Origin of the sequence: Streptomyces sp. NBC_00464, assembly GCF_036013915.1 — a bacterium.
Taxonomy (GTDB): domain Bacteria; phylum Actinomycetota; class Actinomycetes; order Streptomycetales; family Streptomycetaceae; genus Streptomyces.
The window spans coordinates 8,297,726-8,316,215 of record NZ_CP107899.1 but is presented as its reverse complement, the minus strand read 5'-3'; the positions used below and the strand labels follow the sequence as shown (position 1 = coordinate 8,316,215).

The window sequence follows — 18,490 nt, the reverse complement described above, 5'->3', positions numbered from 1 at the left end:
ACGCTAAAGTCTCACATCGGTATGAGAGTCAAGTCGAACGGGCAAAGCCCGCGCGACCATCAGGAGGTCCATGTGCGCATCGGTGAGCTGTCCCGACGGACCGGCGTGGCCGTGCACCTGCTGCGCTACTACGAGGAACAGGATCTGCTCCACCCGCAGCGGCTCCCCAGCGGATACCGGGAATACGTCGAAGAGGACGTTGCCATCGTCCGCCGCATCCGCAGCCTGCTGGCCGCGGGCCTGGGCACCTCAACGATCACCACAGTCCTGCCGTGCCTGCAGGACACCGGCGACCGCCTCGTCCCCACCTGCTCGGACTTGCTCGCCGACCTACACCAGGAACGCGACCGCATCGCTCGGGTCATCCGCGACCTTCAGACCTCCATGGACGCACTCAATGACGTCATCGCTGCGGCCCCGGCCGACGTTACTCGCCGGGCACTGGCCTCACTCGACGTGTAAACGAATCAGCTCTCAGTGGGCGTTCGTAAGGTGATGTCCTCTTCTGGCTGAGGTGTGGGCAAGGTTGCCCAGGCCGGTGGCCCCCTCGCTACTGCTGCTGCTTGAGATCGGCCATACGGCAGGAGAACCAGGTTCGCCTGTGGATACGTGTCGACAGGCACGGCAGTGCGAGGCCGGGCGGAAGCCGCTTCCCCGCCGCTGGGACGGGCACCGGCTCCACGTTGCGGGCGGCGGTCGCATCTGGAGGAACGAGGCGTCTCAGCCGATCGGCTGGTCGGCGATGCCGGACCCTGCGGTGACTTGGCACAGTTCGTCGGCGGCTTCGCGCCGGCGGGGGTTGTTCAGCCCGATCAGGGTGCGGTGGGCCGTGGTCAACGTCGCGCGGGCCTCGTGGTGGCGGTTGAGGTGGCGCAGGGTAATGCCGAGGTCGAGGCGGACGGGTTCGCTCCAGGCAGGCATCCGGCCTGCCTCCCAGTGGGCCAGGGCGGCACGCAAAGGGGATTCGGCCTGGCCCCATTGCCCCAGGGCCATGAGGTCGCTGCCGAGGTTATGGCGGGTCTGCGCCAGAAAGGAGGCGACGAGGTCGTGCGGCACCCCCGGCACTCCGGCGAGGCAGAGAGCTTCGCTGCGCCGGTGGATGACCAGGGCCTCGTCCGGACGGTTGGCGTAGCGCAGGTGCTGGCCCAGGGTATTGAGAATGGCGAGTTCGGCGAGGCGGACTTGCGCGTCTGTGTGGTTCCTGAGGTGGGCGGCTGCTTCGCGCAGCCGGACAATGGACTCGTCGGTCCGTCCGAGCCGGCGGAGTGCTCCCGCCGCGTAGCCCAGGGCCCATCCCACTTGGAGCTGGTCCGCGGCCTCGTATGCCGCGGCCAGGGCTGCTTGTGCGGCGGCCAGGGCGGCGGGGTAGTCGTGGAGGCAGAAGTTGTAGGCCCAGGCGAGGTAGTTGAGGTGAACGGCCTCGTCGCGCCTGCTGCCGAGCGCGCGGGCGGAGTCAGCGGCCCGCTGGAACACCTCCGCCCACAGGTCCCAGTGCGCGGTCACGTCGGAAAACCAGTGCATCGCTTCGGCGGCGTCGATGACCTGCTGGTGCCGGCCTGCCGTCTGGGCCTGGCCCAGGGCGGCGAGCCACTGGGGCCGCTCGGCCTCCAGCCAGATCCGGGCCTGCTCACGGTCGGTGGGCGCGGTGGCCAGGTCGGGATCGCCGTCGGGCGCGTCCTGGTGGTGGTCGGCATCGAAGCGCAGTGCGGCGGCGGTGGCCCGGCGCAGGATCCAGTGGGCGGCCCGGTCCTGGGCGTCGGCGATCTGGATGGGATCGTCATCCTCGGCCAGTTGTTCGGCGGCGAACAGGCGCAGGAGGTCGTGGAAGCGGTAGCGGTCGGCGGTGGAGTGGGGTTGGAGCAGTCCGGCGTCGGTCAGCCGTTCGAGGCAGCGCGCGGCCTGGCGTGGGGGTACGTCTGCCAGGAGGGCTGCGGTGGTGGGGCTGAAGTCGGGGCCGCAGGCGAGTGAGGCGCGGCGGAAGACGGTGCGGGCGGCCGGGCTGAGCTGACGGTAGGACAAGGTGAACGCGGACCGTATCTGCAGGGAGCCTGCCTGCAGCGTGTCCAGGCGGTCCCCGTGAGCAGTGAGCTGGGTAACGAGTTTGGCCAGGGTCTCGCTGGGCCTGGAGGCCAGGCGCTGGGCGGCGATGCGCATGGCCAAGGGCAAGTACCCACAGAGTTCCGCAAGGTCGCGGGCGGCCTGTGTCTCCCGCTCGACCCGCTCCAACCCGATGACGCGGGTGAGGAGTTCGACCGCCTCCTCCCGGCGCAGCAGCGCCAGCTCCGTGCGGTGGACGGCTTCCAGGCCGGCCAGCGAGCGGCGACTGGTGACCAGGGTCAGACAGGCGCCGTGGCCGGGCAGTAGAGGGCGGACTTGGTCCTCGTCGGCGGCGTTGTCCAAAAGGAGCAGCACCCGGCGCTCGCGCAGCACCGAGCGCAGCAGACCGCTGCGCTCGTCGGTGGCGGCCGGGACAGCGGTATCGGCCACACCGAGCGCGTAAAGGAGCCGGGCGAGCACCTCGCGCGGCGGTGTGGGCTTCGGGTCCATGCCGCGCAGGTCGACGGCGTACTGCCCGTCCGGGAAACTTGGCGCCAGAGTATGGGCGGCGTGCACGGCGAAGGCGGTCTTGCCCAGCCCGGGCTGCCCGCAGATCACGGCGACCGGCGGTCGGGCGGGATCGAGGTGATCGGCCAGGACCCGCAGCCCGGCCAGGGCGGGGCCGCGGGCGGTGAAGTCACAAAGATCACGCGGCAACGCCAGCCCGTGCTCAGCCGCCGACCCCGCGCCTGGTCTTGTCCCGGCCGACGACCCGGGCCCCGTCCCGCCGACGGCCCGTGGACGACCCGATCGGGCGGCGTCCTCCAGCTCATGGCCCACAACGCCATCCGCTCCCAGGGCCGCCACCAATGCCTCCACCGTGCGCTGCCGCGGCCCTCGCGTCCGCCCGCGCTCCATGTTCGACAGTGCCCGCACACTGATCCCCGCCCGCTGCGCCAGCCGCTCCTGGCTGATGCCCGCTCCCGTGCGCAGTGCGTGCAGCCGCTCGCCGAACCTGTTGTCGCTCACCGCTGTGGTCCCCCTGGTCTGCGTTGCCCGGCCGGAACGGCGTACCTACTGGTAGTACTCACCGGCAGAAGTATGCGGGCCGCTCTATCTACCGGTCGAACTTCCTGGTCCCCCCGACCTGCACTGGATTGGATGAGGTGTGTCGGGCGCGGTCCTGTGCGCTCTTGTTCAGGGAGAGAACGCGAGGGCGCGGATCAGCATGCGCTGAAACGCGCCTCACGTGACGCAGGGCCCCATGCCGGCCGCCACCCGACAGCGGGCACCCGGTTCGCCAGCGCATCCAACCGGTTGCTGCGCGTCTGTTCACTTGTGCGGACGACTTTCTAGACAAGGCCCCTTTACATGCATATATTCAGATTTTCAGATGCCTCCGGTCAACGTCCGGGTCGCCGCTCCAGCATGGTTGTCCGCCGGTGGGACCTGTGGGCATTGGCGGCGAGCTCCTTGACGGCCCTGGGTGTGGGGCTTGCTTCCGCATCGAACACGTCGCAGCACCGGTGGGGACTTGCCGCTGCTGTCGCCTACGCCTGTGCCGCGCTGGTGTCGCTGGGTTCCCGTGTCCAGTGGTCTCGTGTGGTGGCCCTGATCGGCGTCGTCGGCGCGATGGCCGTTCCGCTGGTGTGGCTGACTGCCGTGGGCCTGCAGCAGATGGAGGTCGGCGTCGTCGAACGGTCCGCCCAGCACTTCCTGGAGACCGGCACCCCTTACCTCTCGCATCCGGTCGCGGTGCGTGACTTCAACCCCTACCTGCCCGGCATGGCCCTCTTCGGGCTCCCCCACGCGCTGTTCGGCGCGGGAGTGTTCTCCAGCGCCCGCCTGTGGAATCTGGTTGGGTTCGTTGCCGCGCTGACCGCTGCCGTGGCCGTGCTGGTCAAGGGCCGGCCGCAGGCCCGACGCACGGCGGTGACGGGGGCGGCATGGATCGCGGCCTGCCCCGTGGTGGCGCTGCCGCTGGCCATAGGCGGAGTTGATCCCGTGGTCGTGGCCTTCGTTCTTCTGGCCCTGGCATACGCGCACCGGGGCCGTTCTGTGGGTGCGGGTCTGGCACTGGGAGCGGCAGCCATCCTGAAGTGGACCGCGTGGCCGGCCATACCGGTCATCGTCGTCCTCCTGGCTGCGACCAAGGGATCACGCGCGGCCAGGACCGCGGCTGCAGCGGCGGTCGCAGTGGCGGCGTTGGTGGTCGTGCCGCCGCTCCTGGCCGATCCGCATGCCTTCCTCGACAACGCGGTGCTCTACCCCTTCGGACTGAGCGATACCGCCTCGACCGCCGCCAGCCCGCTCCTGGGCGCCCTCCTGTCTGCCGTGCTGCCCCACGGCAGGACCATCGCCGTCGCTCTCATAGGAGTCGGAGCCATTGCCATAGCCCTGTCGCTCATCGTTCAGCCGCCGACGACCACAGCGGCTGCCGCCCGCCGGCTCGCGCTCGGCCTCACCATCGCCATCCTGCTGTCTCCGGCAACCCGCATCGGCTACGCCGTCTACCCCCTCACCCTCCTGATCTGGGCCCGCTGCACCGTCCTGGCCAGCCCGCGACCCGCCCCGGCTCTGACGCAGGACCAGGGCACCAGCAGTCCAGTACCGCACCCGGCCGTAGAGCGGCTCTGAAACCGGTCGAAGCCGCCCGCACGCCCGCCGACGGCTGGGAGCGCGACCAGCTCGCCGCCCAGGGCATCCCGCGCCCCCGCCCAACGGCTGGAAGGACGAGCTGGCCGAGCGCTGGCAGCCGCGCACCCGGACGGCTCTCCGCCGCCCGCTGACCAGCCCAGCCCGGTCCGGGCCGACTTTGCCCAGGAGGCGCTCGACCTCGGCCTACCGCACGACAGCCGGGGCCGGACAGGGTCGCCCTGTCCCGCCCCGGCTCGTCCACTGCTGCTGACCGATTGAGTTCGGATGGGTGGCCCCCACGCGAACTCGAGGTCGTCGAGCAGGAAGTCGTTCTCTTCCGCGATCTTCTACCGACCGCGCATGAGGAACGGGACGGTTTCCATGCGCTCGCAGATGATCAGGCTCTCGCGGGATACCGAGGCACCACGGCTGGCCGGGGCCGCGGTCGGCCGGGGTGGGTACGCGAACGAACCGGGTTGTTGACAAGCGCTGGGATTCTGAGACTCTCCAAGAGAGATGGACAGAGCGGCTATGAGGTCATCGGAGGCCGCTCGGATGGGTGAGGCCGCCGGAGCGTAGACGCGGCGTTCCGCGGGATCTCGGATTCCCTTCGTGTCTGCCGTATCCGGCTTGCAGGAGACCTGGCCGGTGACCAAGACCACCGCTCGTTCCGACTCCGATCGCCGCGGGTTCCTCGCCCGTTCCGGGGTCAACCGTGCGCCAACCCACTTCGCGAACAGACTCTCGCCCAGCCGGGCGGGAGATCACAGACACCCGCCGTCTGCCGGCGCGGTACCAGGCTCGGATGGCGTATGCCACCGAGTGGAGGAGCCGAACATGAAACGTGCACTGAGTCTCGTCATCGCGACATTAGTCATGTGGGTCGGCTCGGTCGCGTTCCTGGCCACACCGGCCAATGCGGGTGTGCTGGACATGACCTGCACTCCGCCGACGAGCGTCCTCAACAGCTACAGCCCGCCGCTCACCCTCACGCCACAGACCGTGACCGTCTCAACGACCGCTCTCTACGGCCCATGTGTCTCACTGTCGCAGCCGGCGATCACCTCAGGGACGCGCAGCGCGTCCGCGACGACTACGACCAGCTGCGCCGACCTGCTCGGCCCCGGAACGTTCACGTACACGATCACCTGGAACACCGGACAGACCAGCACTCTGAGCACCAACTACACCAGGGTCGCGGCCGGTGGGGTCTACACCGTCACCGCCACCGGAGTCGTCACTGCTGGAGTGTTCGCCGGGGATACCGTCCTGGTCAACTACACCGGAGTGTCCACCGACATCACCCTGTGCACCCTCGGCCTCGGAACGGTCTCCAGCCTCTACCTCCCCCTCGGCACGCTGGAGCTCACGTCGGTCTGATTCGGGCCGTCAAGGGCGCCCAACGACATTTCACGTTCGAACTCAGTAGGTGTTGTCGTACCGAACCTGAGGGCGACGTTTTCGCTGGTCAGGCAGAGGGGTGGCGATTTCGTGAGAGTGGTGGCCTGTCGTGTCGTCGCTCCTGGGGAGGCCGAGGATGCCGTCGGTTGTGGCGTTGCTTGAGCAGCGTGAGCTGGATGCTCGCCGCCGTGTGGACGAGCTGCGGGAGGAGGCCGACCGCATCCAGGCCGAGCTCGCGATTGGGCTTGATCCTCTTTGACGGGCATTCGAGATCTGGGGTTCAGCCCCGGGAGGATGTCCATCTTGGAGAGCATGGGGAAGAAGAAGCCTCGGCGCCCTCGTCGTTCGTTCACGCCGGAGTTGAAGGATGAGATCGTCGGTCTGTGTCGACAAGGTGACCGCTCGGTCGGGCAGGTCGCCAGAGACTTCGAACTGACCGTCCCCTTGATTTGGTTCAACCAAGATTGAATCGGAGCCTCATCTGGGTGCTGACCAGTTCGTAGCCGGCGAGGTCGGGGGCACTGAATGGGTTGGGCAGGACGGTGATGTTGCGGCGGTCGCGGTCCAGGACGTCAGAGACGTACACGATGAAGTACGTCTCTCCCTGGGCCGGCCGGGAAGCGCGTCGCACCTCCGACTCGCCCAGGATGATCTCTCCGCTGTCGCCCGTGGACGACTTGACCTCGTAGAGGTAGGTCGCGTCGCCGTCATGGATGAGGAAGTCGTAGCCGAGCCGGTCGTCCCCCGGCTGCGCACCTGCCAGTCCGTGCACGCGCAGGCTCGACTTCCACGAGTCCTGTGGTGCGACGCCGAACTGCTCGTGCAGCCACGTGGCCACCGCTGCCTCCCCCGCGAGGCCCACCGGTAGGGTGCGGTCCTGGTCGTTGCCCGCGGCCTGGTAGGAGCCGCCCTGTGATCCGGTGGCGGGCTGCAGCGGGGTGCGCGGCCTGGGAATGCGCGGGACGAGTGCGGTGACGGTCGTGGCCGGGGTGGCGCGTTGTTCCGGTGTCAGGTCCGCGGCCACCTCACGGGCCAGCGCCGCCAGGTCGTCCGGACCTGCCGGGACGAGCCTGCCGTTCATGACCACTTGGGGGCCCGGCAGGGGTGCTCCGGATCGGCTGGTGCCCGCGGGCGTACCGCTGTGCCCGGCAGGCGTCGGCGAGTTCGTCGGGGACAGCCCTAGTTGGGCCGGCCGGTCGGACAGGGGCATACCCGCTGGCCAGTGGCTGTGGTCGTTGAGCCAGGTGATCAACGCCTTCTTGGACAGGGCCTCGAAGTCCAGCAGCCCTTGGCCGTCCAGCGCTCGCAGTACCTCTTGCGGGGGCGGAGGCACCACGGTGGTCGGACGCAGACGCTGCCAGTCCTCGATCAGCTGCCGTAGGCGCGGCAGATGCCGGTGGACTGCGGCGGTGGATGACTCGCGGACCTCGGTGAGCGGCGCCAGCGCGCGGGACGTCGACGGTTGTGCGGGGAGCGATCGGTTCAGCCAGGTGTCCGCGTGAGCCTGGAGGAGTTGGTCGGTGAGGTCCCAGAGTGTCGTGTGCCAGGCCGGGTCCGGGGCGAGCGCGGGCAGGCCACGCAGCCGCACGTAGGAAGTCAGGGACCTGCCGGAGCGGTAGTCGTCGGCATGGGCGTCCCTGACCCGCTCGGCGAGTGCGGGACGGTTCCGTTGGAGCCAGGCCGCGAACTGCCGTTCGTGCCGGTCGGTGTTGTCGATCGGCGGCAGGCCCAGTGCCTGCCAGGCGCGGTTGGCCTCGGCCAGGGTTACGGACAGGGCCCTCAGCTGCCGTTCCGGATCGTCGTCGTCCAGGAGCCGCATGAGGCGTTCCGCGTCCGGTGTTCCAGCCCGGGAGGTGAGCCAGGCCAGGAGGGCAGCACGGTCGGGAAAGTCCTCGATGCGTTGCTGAAGTTCCTCCGCGAGGTCGAGGTCGAGGCAGGCGAGCAGCGGCACGAGCCGCGTGCTGCCGGAGCGCTGCGAGGCCCGCTCGGCGAGGACGGCGCGCAACTGGTGCTGCCGCAAGTCCAGGACGTCGGCGAGATCCTCCTCGGAAACGTCGTCCGTCTTCAGGCCCCGCTCCTCCAGCCGGGTCAGTGCCTTCCACAGGATGTGCTCGAGGTGGGGAGCACGGATGAGAGCGGCGAGGGCGGGCGCGGCGGAGCGGAGTATCCGCCAGCCGGTGCGTAGCCCGCTGTGTACGACGACGACACAGGGACGGTCGGGGTGGGGGTGGAGCAGGGCGCGCTCCGTACCCTTCTCGGTGAGACGGTGTCCGGCGATCCAGACGACGGCTTCGCCGGCCACGGCCACCTCGCAGTGGCGCAGGAGGCTGGTCGCCTCGGCCACGGCCACGGGTTCCGTCCGGGACGCACGCTCCTCGTCGAACTCCAGCAGAGCGGCGACCAGGGTGAGCAGCCAGGGACCTGCGTACTGGACCAGTGGCAGTCGTATCGCCTCACGGACGGGCAGTCCGTCGGCCTGGATGTCGTGTGTGGCGTCGCCGCACCGTTGGATGTCGAACGCCGCCCTCTTGTCTAGGAAGGCGTGGACCCGGGCGCCAAGCGCCTTGTCCCCGATCGGGATCACGGGTACCGGGACACGGTCCAGGAGGATCCGGTTCTGAGCCCCGTCAGGGTCGGGGGCGAAGACCGTCTCGTCCGTCTGCGCCGGGTCCAGCGATTCGAGGACGCCGGCCCGGTGGACCAGCAGCCGGTGCGGTGGCGTGGCGTGCCCGCCGTCGGCGGTACGTGTGCCGCCCTGGGCGGGCAGCAGCTGGGCCCATGCCTTCTCGTACTCCCGTCCGATCTCGTGTGCGAGCCTGCCTTCGCGCAGGTGAGGCCTGGCTTGCACCAGGTCGGGCAGGTGGCCGAGCCTGTCGAGCGCGGTGCCGGCATCGTCCCAGGAGCGGATGCCGAGCAGGCCGAGGCGTGCCATGAGCTTGGTGGACCGACTGCTGCGCAAGGCCGCGGGCACCACGCTGAGAAACGGGGGCGGGGACTGCGTGGCCTGCCACCACCAGGCGCGGCCCGCGGTCGCGAACACCGTTCCCTCCGATGGGTCGCCTGAGAGGGAGGTCTGCGGGATCCACGGCGCGTGGGTGAGGAAGGCGGCCAGCGGGGTGGGCCACCAGGTCCCGGCTGTGTCGGTGCGGCGTATGAAGTGCATCTCCAGCGCGGAGTCGGGCCAGGAGATGGCGAGGCCGTGCACGATGAGTTCCGCGTACAGCCTGCGGTCTTCCTCGCTGAAGCTGGCGTAGACGCCCTGTCCGGGCAGCGCGGCCGTAGTAAGGGAGCGTGAGTGGTAGTAAACGCTGACGTAGCCGACGTGCCGCCGGTTCGGCCAGTGCTCGGCGGTCGTTTGCCACTGTGGCAGCAGATCTTGTCTGTTCGGGGCCCAGAAACGGGCGGGCCGGTTGAGAACCTCGCCTCGCACTTCGGTACGGAAGTGCTCGTCGCGGGGGCGGAGGCCGTGAGCGACGTAGTGCCGTTCGAGGAAGCGCCGCATGGCCTGGACAGGGGTCGCGTCCCCGCAGAGTTCCTCGGGGCCGCGGAGGAGCTGCCGCTCGGTGTGGGTGAGTACGGAGGACAGTTCGCGGACATGCTCCAGGAACCGGGTCAGGGTGTCATCGACTGCGGAGTGCTCTCCCGACCACCCCGACCCGAACATGGCAACGCTCGCCTTCTGCCAGCCGCCCCGTGTCGGGACCCGGAGACCATGCAGTCGCGGAGGCTTGCGTCCCTCCCTCTCCAGGGTGTGGGACAGCACGCAGGCGTAGCGGAGGCAGGCCATGCGCACGTTGTCGTCGTCTTTTCCCTCTCCGTCCGCGCGCAGGGCCGCGGCCACGACCTCGAGCACTTGGTCGGCGCTGTAGTCGTGGACGAGGCCGACTGTCTTGAGCCAGGTGCGGCCCTGCGCTCTGCGCTTGCGGCCTTTGCCGGTCCAGGTGATGGCCTCGTGCAGGAAGTGCAGCCTGCCCGACAGTCCGGTGGGCAGGGCCGGAAGAGAGGGCCTCCGTGGGGACTCCCGGTCGAAGAAGACGCCTTCCGCGGCGGCCGGTGCCAGCGCCGGCCCGGCCGTGAGGATGATCCGCTTGCCGGCGACGTCCCAGCCGTCAGGGAACTCCTGTGAGAGGTCGTAGTAGAAGTCCGCCCACCATCCGGGGTCGAAGGGTGCGCGGGCGGTCGCCTCGGCGAGCCGCTCGGCCCAGGAGGCGAGGCGCTCCGTGGGCGGTTCGAGGCGCGTGCCCATACTCCCGGCCAAAGACACCAGCTCCCGTAGCCGAACGGGATGCAGCTGCGGGTCGAGGAGGTCGGTGATCCCCGTGGCGGCGACCGCGTGCGGGGTGAAGGCCGTGGCGGGCTCCTTGCCTTCCCACAGCACTGCCTGGTGCAGGGATGTGCGCGTGCCGGACGCCGCGGCGATCGTCGGGATGAACGGCACTTGGGTGATGCCGTGACCGAGCTGTTGGAAGGCGGTGGTGAGCCGGGGCAGTGCCTTGGGCGATTGCCAGCACATCAGGTCGACGAGCGCCCCGGAGGGAATGGGTGCGCGTCCGTCCGTCGTGGCGAGCACCGCGCGGGCACACGTCTTGGCCACGGTGTCGAGCAGCAGGTCGTTCCACGGCACCCCCGCGTTGAACGAGCGCCGGTTCATCTCGGCGAAGAACGGGGCGTGGACGAAGCCGCGCAGAGGAGCCGCGATCTGCTCGCCCATCGGCAGGAAGGTGTACAGCCGCCCCTTGTCGAGGGGATCGCCGACCGGTACGGCGACGCGGACCTCTGCTTTCTTCTCCCAAGCCATCCAGTCGTGTCGCATCCCGTTCTTCTCGATCGACGCGGTGAGCGCCTCCCGGGCGCGGTCCGGGTCGGCCTTCCCGCAGATGACGATCAGTCGCATCCGTCGGCGCAAGGTGACCTGTTGCACCTTCAGGCCCCGGGCCTGGTGCAGCATCTGAACCTGACGGTCGTACGTTCTGCGCCGGTTCTCCCCTGCGGCCCGCCACTCCAGCTGGACGCGTTCCAGGCGGTCGAGGAACAGCTCGAACGGGGCACTGTCGTCCATGAGCTCCCGCACCTGTGCGGCTGCGGCCGAGCAGGCGTCGGCGGACTTCAGCGGCAGACGGACGACGGTGACGAAGCCCCGGCGTGTGAAGTTGTGGATGGTCTTCGGCGCCTCTTTCAGGAAGACCGGCACCTTCAGCGTGTGCAGGTTCGCCTTCAAGTAGTCGGGGAAATCCGCGCGCTCGGGTGCCACCTCGCGGGCGAGCGCATCGTAGTCGTCGAGCCGGGCGAAGCGGAAGGTGAGCCCGTCGGGGATCCGGGACCCCTCCCTGTCGACGCTGTAGACCTCAGGGGCACCGCACAGGTTCAGCACGCTCTTGAACCCGACGCCCTTGTGGCCGATCCCCGCGTCGGCACGTTTGCGGGACAGGGCGATGCTGCACAGGTCCTTGAAGTTCTTGCTACTGAACGGCTTGCCCTGATTGGCCACATAGAGGGTGCCGTACTCACCCTCCTCCTCGTCCAGCCGGATCTCGACACGTCCGTCGGCGGCACCGGCCGGGTGCGCGTCATGTGCGTTCTGCAACAACTCGATGAGCGCCCGGCCCTGGTACTCGGGCGCGATGAGCGTATCGATCACGGCCTTGGCCTCGCGAGCCGCGTCACGGTCGTCGTCCCAGTCCCGCAGACAGCCACGCACCTCGACCAGCGCCTTCTCGTGCACGCGCCTGCGCACGGCCGCCGACCGGCGCTGCCGCACACGCTCCGCCGACGGTCGCCGGCCCCCCTCTGCCATACCGCTACTCCCCCACTCCGATGCCCATATGTCACAGCTGCTCGAGCAGCCTCTCAAACTGGGTGCGCGCGGGGGCGGGAAAGCGGAGAATCCGGGCCCATGACCACAGAACAGGCCCTTCGGCGCTTCGGCCCCCAGTTCGTCGCCGAACAGCGCCACCGCTACGGCAAACGCCCGCCGGAGAACCGGATGCTCTCCTACGACCTGGCGGTGCTGGACGAGTACGAGCCCTGGCGGATCTGGCTGGACGAACAGCTCGGTCTCCTGCCGGAGGCCGCCGCGGAGACCTTCGCTGCGAACCTGCGGCCGGTGACGAGGACGAGGTGGCCGCCCGTGCCCTGGGGCGGGGTTCTCGGGCCAGGCGGATCTCCTTGACGACGGACGCCATCACGAGGCGCCCGTCGTCAAGAAGGTTGTGGAGGCCGGGCACGGTCAGGGCCGGGTAAACCTCGGCGTCCAGCGCTTGGACGTTCAGCACGTACTGGACGAACGGGGCGTAGATCAGGCAGCGGATCGTTGCGGTGTCCAGGTCCTCGGTGTACGCCCCGCGCTTCCGGGCGCCGTTGAGGAGTTCGGACATGGTGTGCGCCGCACCGGTACGAATCAGGAGCGCCATGCGCAGGCAGGCGATGCCGCACATGTGGCCGCACCGTGAGCGTTCGTCGAGCGTTTCCTTCCGGGCCCGCCAGGCCCTCGTGACGCACGCGGGCGAGCAGTACACGGCGTTCGAACGCCGGTCCACCCCGGCCACCCAACTGACCCCGCACTCGGGGCACCTGGCCTGACCGGAACCGCTCACCTCCGCGGCCACCCGCTTGCGCAGCCGACAGTTCCGACGCCACCGCCTGGAACGACATGCTGCCGAGCAGTACACGGCCGTCGGCCGCGCTTCCGGCCTCAGCCGATCACTGCAGCCCGCACACACCCGCTCTCCGGCTTGCCCGGTGTCCTCGGACACCCCGCCAACTCAGACCCCAAAGCTACTCAAAACCCGGGATCAGAAACAGGCACTGTGGGTGTTTAGGCACTATATGTATCTCTAAGTTCAGGTTCATGGCGAGTGACTGGTGGGGCTGAAGAGGCCATCGGTCCCGGTGGTGCGGAGACGGCCGTGAAGGCACCGTTGCACCCCATCTGCTCCTATTTCATCGCAAAGGGGCAACGGTTCACTACGAATGCTTCCGCTTCTGCCGCGCGCGCCCTGCCGTGCTGAGCGGGCCTGTCGCCGCCTGGGGAGCATGAGCGAACGTCGGCGGTATCCCAGTGACTTGCCCGATGCCCGGTGGAGCCTGGTGGAACCACTGCTGACGAGCCGGCGGGACGACAAGGCCCGCCACGGACCAAACACCGGCACCCCGCCTCAGCACAATCTGCGCGACCTGCTCGACGCGATTCTCAACGTGGCCCGCACCGGGATCCCCTGGCGCTACCTCCCGCACGACTACCCGCACTGGAACAGCGTCTACCACTACTTCGGTCGGTGGGAAAAGGACGGCATCTTCGAGCACCTCAACGCCCTGCTGCGGCGCCGGGTCCGGGAGGAAGAAGGCCGCAGCCCGGAACCGACCGGTTTCGTCATCGACGCACAGAGCGTGAAGACCTCCACCAACGTTCCCGCTCGCGAGAGGGGTGCTGACGTGGGCAAGAGGATCGTCGGCCGCAGGCGGAGCATCATCATCGACACGACCGGCCTGATGCTGACGGTGCTGGTGACCGCCGTCACCATCCAGGACTCCGTCGCTGGCGAACACCTCCTCAACCGCCTCGCCGCAGACCACCCCGGCATCCGCAAGGGCTGGGCCGACCGCGGCTACCGCGAGTACCTCGTCGACCATGCCGCCCGCCTCGGTATCGACCTCGAAGTCGTTCCGACGCACCCCGGGCACCAAGGGCTTCGTCGTCCTGCCCCACAGGTGGGCGGTCAAGCGCACGCTGGGGCTGGGCTGGCTCATGCACCACCGCCGCCTGGCCCGAGACTACGAAGCCCTCCCCGCCCGCTCCACCGCCATGATCTACATCGCGATGATCGCTCTCATGACCCGCCGTCTCACCCATGAATCCACACCACCCTGGCGAGGGACGCGAACTGCATCCGTCCCATGTTAGTCCTGGACCTGCCGTCTGACCTGGGCAGACTGGGTGGCCGCCAAGTGCCTTGACGGGTTTTGGCGGCCGTTCAGTCTTCGCTGCGGAAGTGGGGGCGGGTCCAGAGGGTGAGATCACTGCTGGTCGCGATGGCCAGGGTGCGTCCGGTGGGAGAGAACCCCGCGGTGCGCAGGGTCGAGTAGTCGGAGTGGAAGATGTGCCACCAGCTGTTTCCGGCCTCTCCGTTGTTCGTACCGCCGTCGGCGGAGAGGATGATGCGGTGGTGGGGCCAGTCGGGGCTGACAGCATCCACGGTCCAGCCGTCCGGGGTGGTGCTGTGCAGGCCACCGCCGAAGAGACCGGCGATACGGATCTCGGTGCCCGCGAGGGGGCCGAGTCCCGGGCAGACGAGATCCGGATGTGCGTCAGGAGTGCTGGTGGCAAGGTCGGGATCGCGATCGCGTGCGATCTTCTCGCCCGTCACAGCATCGAATAGGCCGTGACCGTCGCCGGACACGGCCATGACCACGTCCTCTCCGGTGTCCGGGTGGGCCGCGAAGCCGATGCCGAGCAGGCCACCGATGGGGGTCCTGCGGTCCAGGACCGGTTGCCAGGGCGCCGGCGCCGGCATGACGGGGGCAGCAAGGTAGCGATCGCGCAGGCGCTGCTGGTACTCCGTGAACAACCTGTCTCCTCGGTTCGGTACACCCTGAGGATCTCTGATACAGCGTGCCAAGTCGACCCGAATTCAGAGAGCTGACCTGCCTGGACTGGGTTCGACTCTCACATACTTCGCTCGGCTGGCACAGCGGCTGGCTTCACCGACCAAAGACACGAGCGAAGCAGGACGAAACAGCGGGAGAAAACGCCCTCTGAGGCTGCCGGCAGCGCCCGATGGTAGCCGCTCGGTCCGGCATCGGCGGTCTTTCCGCTGGTGCAGGCGGAGAACAGGAAGGCGAGCAGGAGAAGAATAGGTGCGCCGAATCTACGCACGAGATGTCCTTGGGTATTGCGGTGACCGGGCAGGGGATCCCGTGGCCGCGTGACGCTCGGGTTCCCTCCCCCGGTACAAGGGCGAATGGGGCGCGGGGCATCGCGAGCGGTGCCCCGACGAGGGGGTGGCACGCGCGATACGGGTGCGGACTTCACACCCGTATTGCATGGTGCCCGGTCAGCGCGGCAGGTGGTGCTTCTTCCTGCGGCGCCGCTCACCGAGAGAGGTGACCCAGAAAATGGCCCCGATCACCGCTGCGAAGGGGAGCGTTCCCAGGAGGTCTCCGGTCGAGATGACTTCCACCAGGTAGAAGATCGCCCCGATGACCAGTCCCATACCCAGAGGGTGGCGTGCAGCCCACTTGCGGGTGTGGACACGGGGATCACGGAACACGCGAAGCCTTCCCTTCGGTTAGTAGTGCGGCCAGACATGCGTGTAGCGGCCTCGCCACCAATGCCTCGCGGATCGCCATACGGTTCTCGCGCGGCGGGTGTAGTGAGCTGTGCGGCCGGCGCCGTAGCCGTACAGCCCGTCGCGGGCTCCGCGCCAGCTGCTGGCCCAGTATCCACCGATATGACGGCTCCGGCGCTAGTGGCCGTAGCGATAGGAGATCCAACCCGTCACGGCTCCCGCACCCGCCGCGCAGGCAGGAACTCCCCAGTCTTCGGTTGCGAAGGAGCACGCTCCCGCGAGGGCGTAGGAGACCAGTGTCTGATGGTGGGCGACGAACCGGCCCGCCCTGCGGACCAGTCTACGGAAATGCCACCATCTTCCATCGAGGTCGAATCGATCGACCGGGTCGCCGTTGCAGTATTCGTACGCGTTGCCGTTGCCGCCGAGGACCGGGTCGGTGAAGAGGAGCCGACCCGCGGTCGGGGTCGTAGAGCCGCACTCCCATGAGGGTGGCCCCGGTGACCGTTTCGCTGAAGCGTTGTTTGCTGCCGAGCCAGCCGTAGCGGGTGGCGGACGCGGATTCGGGATTGCCGTACTCGTCGTACGAGGTGGCGGTCGGGAACTTCGTCGTATCCAGCGGCAGCTGGACAACCGTGTCCCCGTGGATATCCGACAGCTGCAGGACATTGTCGCCCGTGGCGCTGGTGACCGCGTCCAGGTCACCGCCACTGCCCTGCACATTGCGGCTGCGGATGCCGCCAGTGTTATCGGCGGTCCAGTCGGGGCTGTCGGTGTCGTTGTTTGGCGCTGTGACCTGCACGCTTCTCCGCCTCGATGAACGGGTACGCCGTCACCGGGTCTCCTTCGCGAAGAAAGCCGTGGCCCGCTTGAGGACGTCGACATCCTCACGCAGCCGCGGTTCTCCCGCCGCAACGCGGCCAGTTTCTCGCTCACTGCTGGTCAGCCCGTTGCGCTCGCCCGCGTCGACCTCGGCCTGCTTCACCCAGTCCCGCACCGCGGTCTCAGTCAGTTCGAAGTCTCTGGCGACCTGCCCGACCGAGCGGTCACCTCGTCGACACAGACGGACGATCTCAACCTTGAACTCCGGCGTGAACGAACGACGAGGGCGGCGAGGCTTCCGCTTCCTCACGCTCTCCATGATGGACATCCTCCCGGGGCTGAACCCCAGATCTCGAATGTCCGTCAAAACGAATCAAGCCCACACCCCCCTGGCCAGCGAAAGCAGACTCGCGACCACCCGCGCCTCGCGGGGCCGGCTAAGACCTGACTGCGTGCCATCCGGTTCATTGAGTCTTCGCCTTCTTCGAACATGTAGGTCGGAAGCTCTGGCGTGGCGCTCGATCGGGATACTCGTGCTGATCTCGGGCGGGAGTCTGCGGTCTTGATCATCCGTCATGTCATCGGTCGAGGCTGAGCCGCTCGCAGCAGCGCGGCCCGAAGGGCACATCAGGTCCCAGTGTCATCTCCTGGTGCGGTACGTCTCGCGGCCCACGGCCGGCGGCGTCCGCGAGGGGCGCAGCCAGGTCTCCGTTGTATGTAGTGTGCGGAAATGACAAGAAGCGAGCGACTCGCGGACCAGTTGGACTGGTACTGGAGCAGGAACCTGCGGCCACGGCTGGAGGGTCTTACCGACGAGGAGTACTTCTGGGAGCCGGTGGGCGGTTGCTGGAGCATCCGCCCACGTGGCACGTCGGCCGCACCGATGTCGGAAGGTTCGGGGGGATGGACGATGGACTTCGCGTCCCCTGCCCCGGTGCCTGCGCCGGTGACCACGATTGCCTGGCGGCTGGCGCACATCATCGTCTCCTGCCTGGGTTATCGGGTCGGATGGTACTTCGGCGGCCAGGACCTCGAGTCCCAGGCAATCGCCTACGCGGGGACCGCTGACGAGGCGCTGAATCAACTCGATGAGATGTATGGGAGATGGAACGCGGGGGTCCGCGAGCTCTCGGATTCCGACCTGGACAATCCGCCCACGGTGGGTCCCGAGCGGTTTCCCATGGAGAACAGGGTCCTGCACGTGAACAGGGAGCTGATCCATCACGGCGCCGAGATTTCCCTGCTGCGCGACCTCTACCGCTGGCAGGACGGAGCGGGACCGCGCCGAATATGACTGATCATCTGTCAGCGTGAGGGCTCGAGTTTCGAGTGGACCAGGAGAGCGCGCAAAAGGTCGGTGGCGCGAGCGGGGGCGGTGCGGAGTTTGGTGAGGATGCGCCAGGTCTTCAGGTGCGCGAAGCCGTGTTCGACGGGAGCGTGCGGCGGCCAGGACCCGGTTGGCCAGCTTCTCGCCGGGGGTGAGCTTGCGGGCGCGAGTGGCCTTGTAGTCGGTGACGATCACCGGGTCGTCACTGTCGCCGGTGAGGCCGAGTAGGTCAAGGTCGGCCAGGGCGCCGAGGCCTGCCGCGCGCAGGTGGGTGAGGATGTGGTCGCAGCGGGCGGCGGTGATGTCGTGAGTGCGGCCGGGACGCGCCGCGGAGATCCAGATCAGGCGGCCGTTCCCGTCGGTGAGGGCGGGGAAGTGCAGGCCATGACGGCGGTGCTTGCCGGAGCAGTTGGGCCGGTCCGCGGCGCCGGTGCGACGGACGGTGGGGATCAGGGCGCCGTCGATGAGGACGACCTCGCCACCCCGTTCCGCGATCTTCTTGCATGCGCTGTCCAAGCGGGGTGCGCGGGCGGCGAGCGGGGATACCAGCTCGTCGCGCCGGCGGCGCACGGTGGTGTCGCCGACGGCGTTGGTAGTCCGGCGGCAGGACCTCCTCGCCCGCGCCCGCCTCCCGGTGCGGGACCAGCAGCACGCCACCCCCGCCCAGCTGCACCGTCGCTGCCTGGGCCGACAGTCTCCCGGCGTCCAGCTGGGCGTGCGTCCGTTCCCGCACGCGCATCGCCACCCCGAGTTCCTCGCGCTCGGCACGGACCGCATCGAGCCGCTCGGCCGGGAGCTACTCCTCCTCATCGAGCTCCGCCCGGCGGGCCGCAACGCGTTCGGCGACCTCGTTGATCTCCGTCATCCCGCGAGCCTACGAACCCGTACGACCCCGCGACCTGGAAGCGAACAGACCGGCCTTGACCGCCGCCTGACGATCAACAGCACAGACTGCCGCCCACAACCAGCTCGAGCATGCTCA

14 protein-coding genes and 2 pseudogenes are annotated in these 18,490 nt (G+C 68.7%); 9 read left to right on the top strand and 7 right to left on the bottom strand.

The window, feature by feature from the left end; all coding sequences use genetic code 11:
- Positions 1-72: 72 nt before the first annotated feature.
- Entirely contained in the window at positions 73-462 is a 390-nt protein-coding gene (locus OG912_RS37100) for a MerR family transcriptional regulator (RefSeq protein ID WP_327713187.1), read from the top strand.
- Positions 463-720: 258 nt separating this feature from the next.
- Here the strand turns inward: OG912_RS37100 and OG912_RS37095 are convergent, their stop codons facing one another.
- Positions 721-3,066: an ATP-binding protein gene (locus OG912_RS37095; RefSeq protein WP_327713186.1), complete on the bottom strand. Its 2,346-nt coding sequence runs from the start codon at positions 3,064-3,066 to the stop codon at positions 721-723.
- Positions 3,067-3,525: 459 nt separating this feature from the next.
- Here OG912_RS37095 and OG912_RS37090 point away from each other — a divergent pair, with 459 nt between their 5' ends.
- The 4 genes from OG912_RS37090 (at position 3,526) to OG912_RS37075 (ending at position 6,543) form a co-directional block, all read left to right on the top strand.
- Positions 3,526-4,674, top strand: coding sequence for a glycosyltransferase 87 family protein (locus OG912_RS37090; protein ID WP_327713185.1), 1,149 nt, complete (start codon positions 3,526-3,528; stop codon positions 4,672-4,674).
- Positions 4,675-5,511: 837 nt separating this feature from the next.
- The gene (locus OG912_RS37085; RefSeq protein ID WP_327713184.1) at positions 5,512-6,054 is read left to right on the top strand and encodes a hypothetical protein; all 543 of its coding nucleotides are present in this window, start codon (positions 5,512-5,514) and stop codon (positions 6,052-6,054) included.
- Positions 6,055-6,211: 157 nt separating this feature from the next.
- Entirely contained in the window at positions 6,212-6,334 is a 123-nt protein-coding gene (locus OG912_RS37080; RefSeq protein ID WP_327713663.1) for a hypothetical protein, read from the top strand.
- Between the two features lie 53 nt (positions 6,335-6,387).
- On the top strand, positions 6,388-6,543 hold the full coding sequence (locus OG912_RS37075) for a transposase (protein ID WP_327713183.1): 156 nt from the start codon (positions 6,388-6,390) through the stop codon (positions 6,541-6,543).
- Here OG912_RS37075 and OG912_RS37070 read toward each other — a convergent pair.
- A complete protein-coding gene (locus OG912_RS37070) occupies positions 6,530-11,869 on the bottom strand; it encodes a sacsin N-terminal ATP-binding-like domain-containing protein (RefSeq protein ID WP_327713182.1) in 5,340 nt (1,779 codons plus the stop codon). The genes OG912_RS37075 and OG912_RS37070 overlap by 14 nt on opposite strands.
- Positions 11,870-11,968: 99 nt before the next feature.
- Between OG912_RS37070 and OG912_RS37065 the strand changes: the two genes are divergently transcribed.
- The 3 genes and pseudogenes from OG912_RS37065 (at position 11,969) to OG912_RS37055 (ending at position 13,975) form a co-directional block, all read left to right on the top strand.
- On the top strand, positions 11,969-12,244 hold the full coding sequence (locus tag OG912_RS37065; RefSeq protein ID WP_327713181.1) for a hypothetical protein: 276 nt from the start codon (positions 11,969-11,971) through the stop codon (positions 12,242-12,244).
- 239 nt (positions 12,245-12,483) lie between these two features.
- Positions 12,484-12,654, top strand: a complete 171-nt coding sequence (locus OG912_RS37060) for a hypothetical protein (RefSeq protein WP_327713180.1) — start codon at positions 12,484-12,486, stop codon at positions 12,652-12,654.
- Positions 12,655-13,107: 453 nt separating this feature from the next.
- Positions 13,108-13,975 (top strand): annotated as a pseudogene (locus OG912_RS37055) (IS5 family transposase).
- Positions 13,976-14,045: 70 nt separating this feature from the next.
- Here the strand turns inward: OG912_RS37055 and OG912_RS37050 are convergent.
- From OG912_RS37050 to OG912_RS37035, 4 genes are all read right to left on the bottom strand, one after another.
- Entirely contained in the window at positions 14,046-14,639 is a 594-nt protein-coding gene (locus OG912_RS37050) for a hypothetical protein (RefSeq protein WP_327713178.1), read from the bottom strand.
- A 486-nt stretch (positions 14,640-15,125) separates the two neighbouring features.
- The gene (locus tag OG912_RS37045) at positions 15,126-15,284 is read right to left on the bottom strand and encodes a hypothetical protein (protein ID WP_327713177.1); all 159 of its coding nucleotides are present in this window, start codon (positions 15,282-15,284) and stop codon (positions 15,126-15,128) included.
- A 415-nt stretch (positions 15,285-15,699) separates the two neighbouring features.
- On the bottom strand, positions 15,700-16,161 hold the full coding sequence (locus OG912_RS37040; protein ID WP_327713175.1) for a hypothetical protein: 462 nt from the start codon (positions 16,159-16,161) through the stop codon (positions 15,700-15,702).
- A gap of 30 nt (positions 16,162-16,191) precedes the next feature.
- A complete protein-coding gene (locus OG912_RS37035; RefSeq protein ID WP_327713174.1) occupies positions 16,192-16,509 on the bottom strand; it encodes a transposase in 318 nt (105 codons plus the stop codon).
- 402 nt (positions 16,510-16,911) lie between these two features.
- Here OG912_RS37035 and OG912_RS37030 point away from each other — a divergent pair, with 402 nt between their 5' ends.
- Positions 16,912-17,475 carry a DinB family protein gene (locus tag OG912_RS37030; protein WP_327713173.1) on the top strand — a complete coding sequence of 188 codons (564 nt, stop codon included), beginning with the start codon at positions 16,912-16,914 and terminating at the stop codon, positions 17,473-17,475.
- Between the two features lie 198 nt (positions 17,476-17,673).
- Here the strand turns inward: OG912_RS37030 and OG912_RS37025 are convergent.
- A pseudogene (locus OG912_RS37025) lies at positions 17,674-18,285 on the bottom strand (transposase family protein); the annotation flags it as partial.
- Between the last annotated feature and the right edge of the window lie 205 nt (positions 18,286-18,490).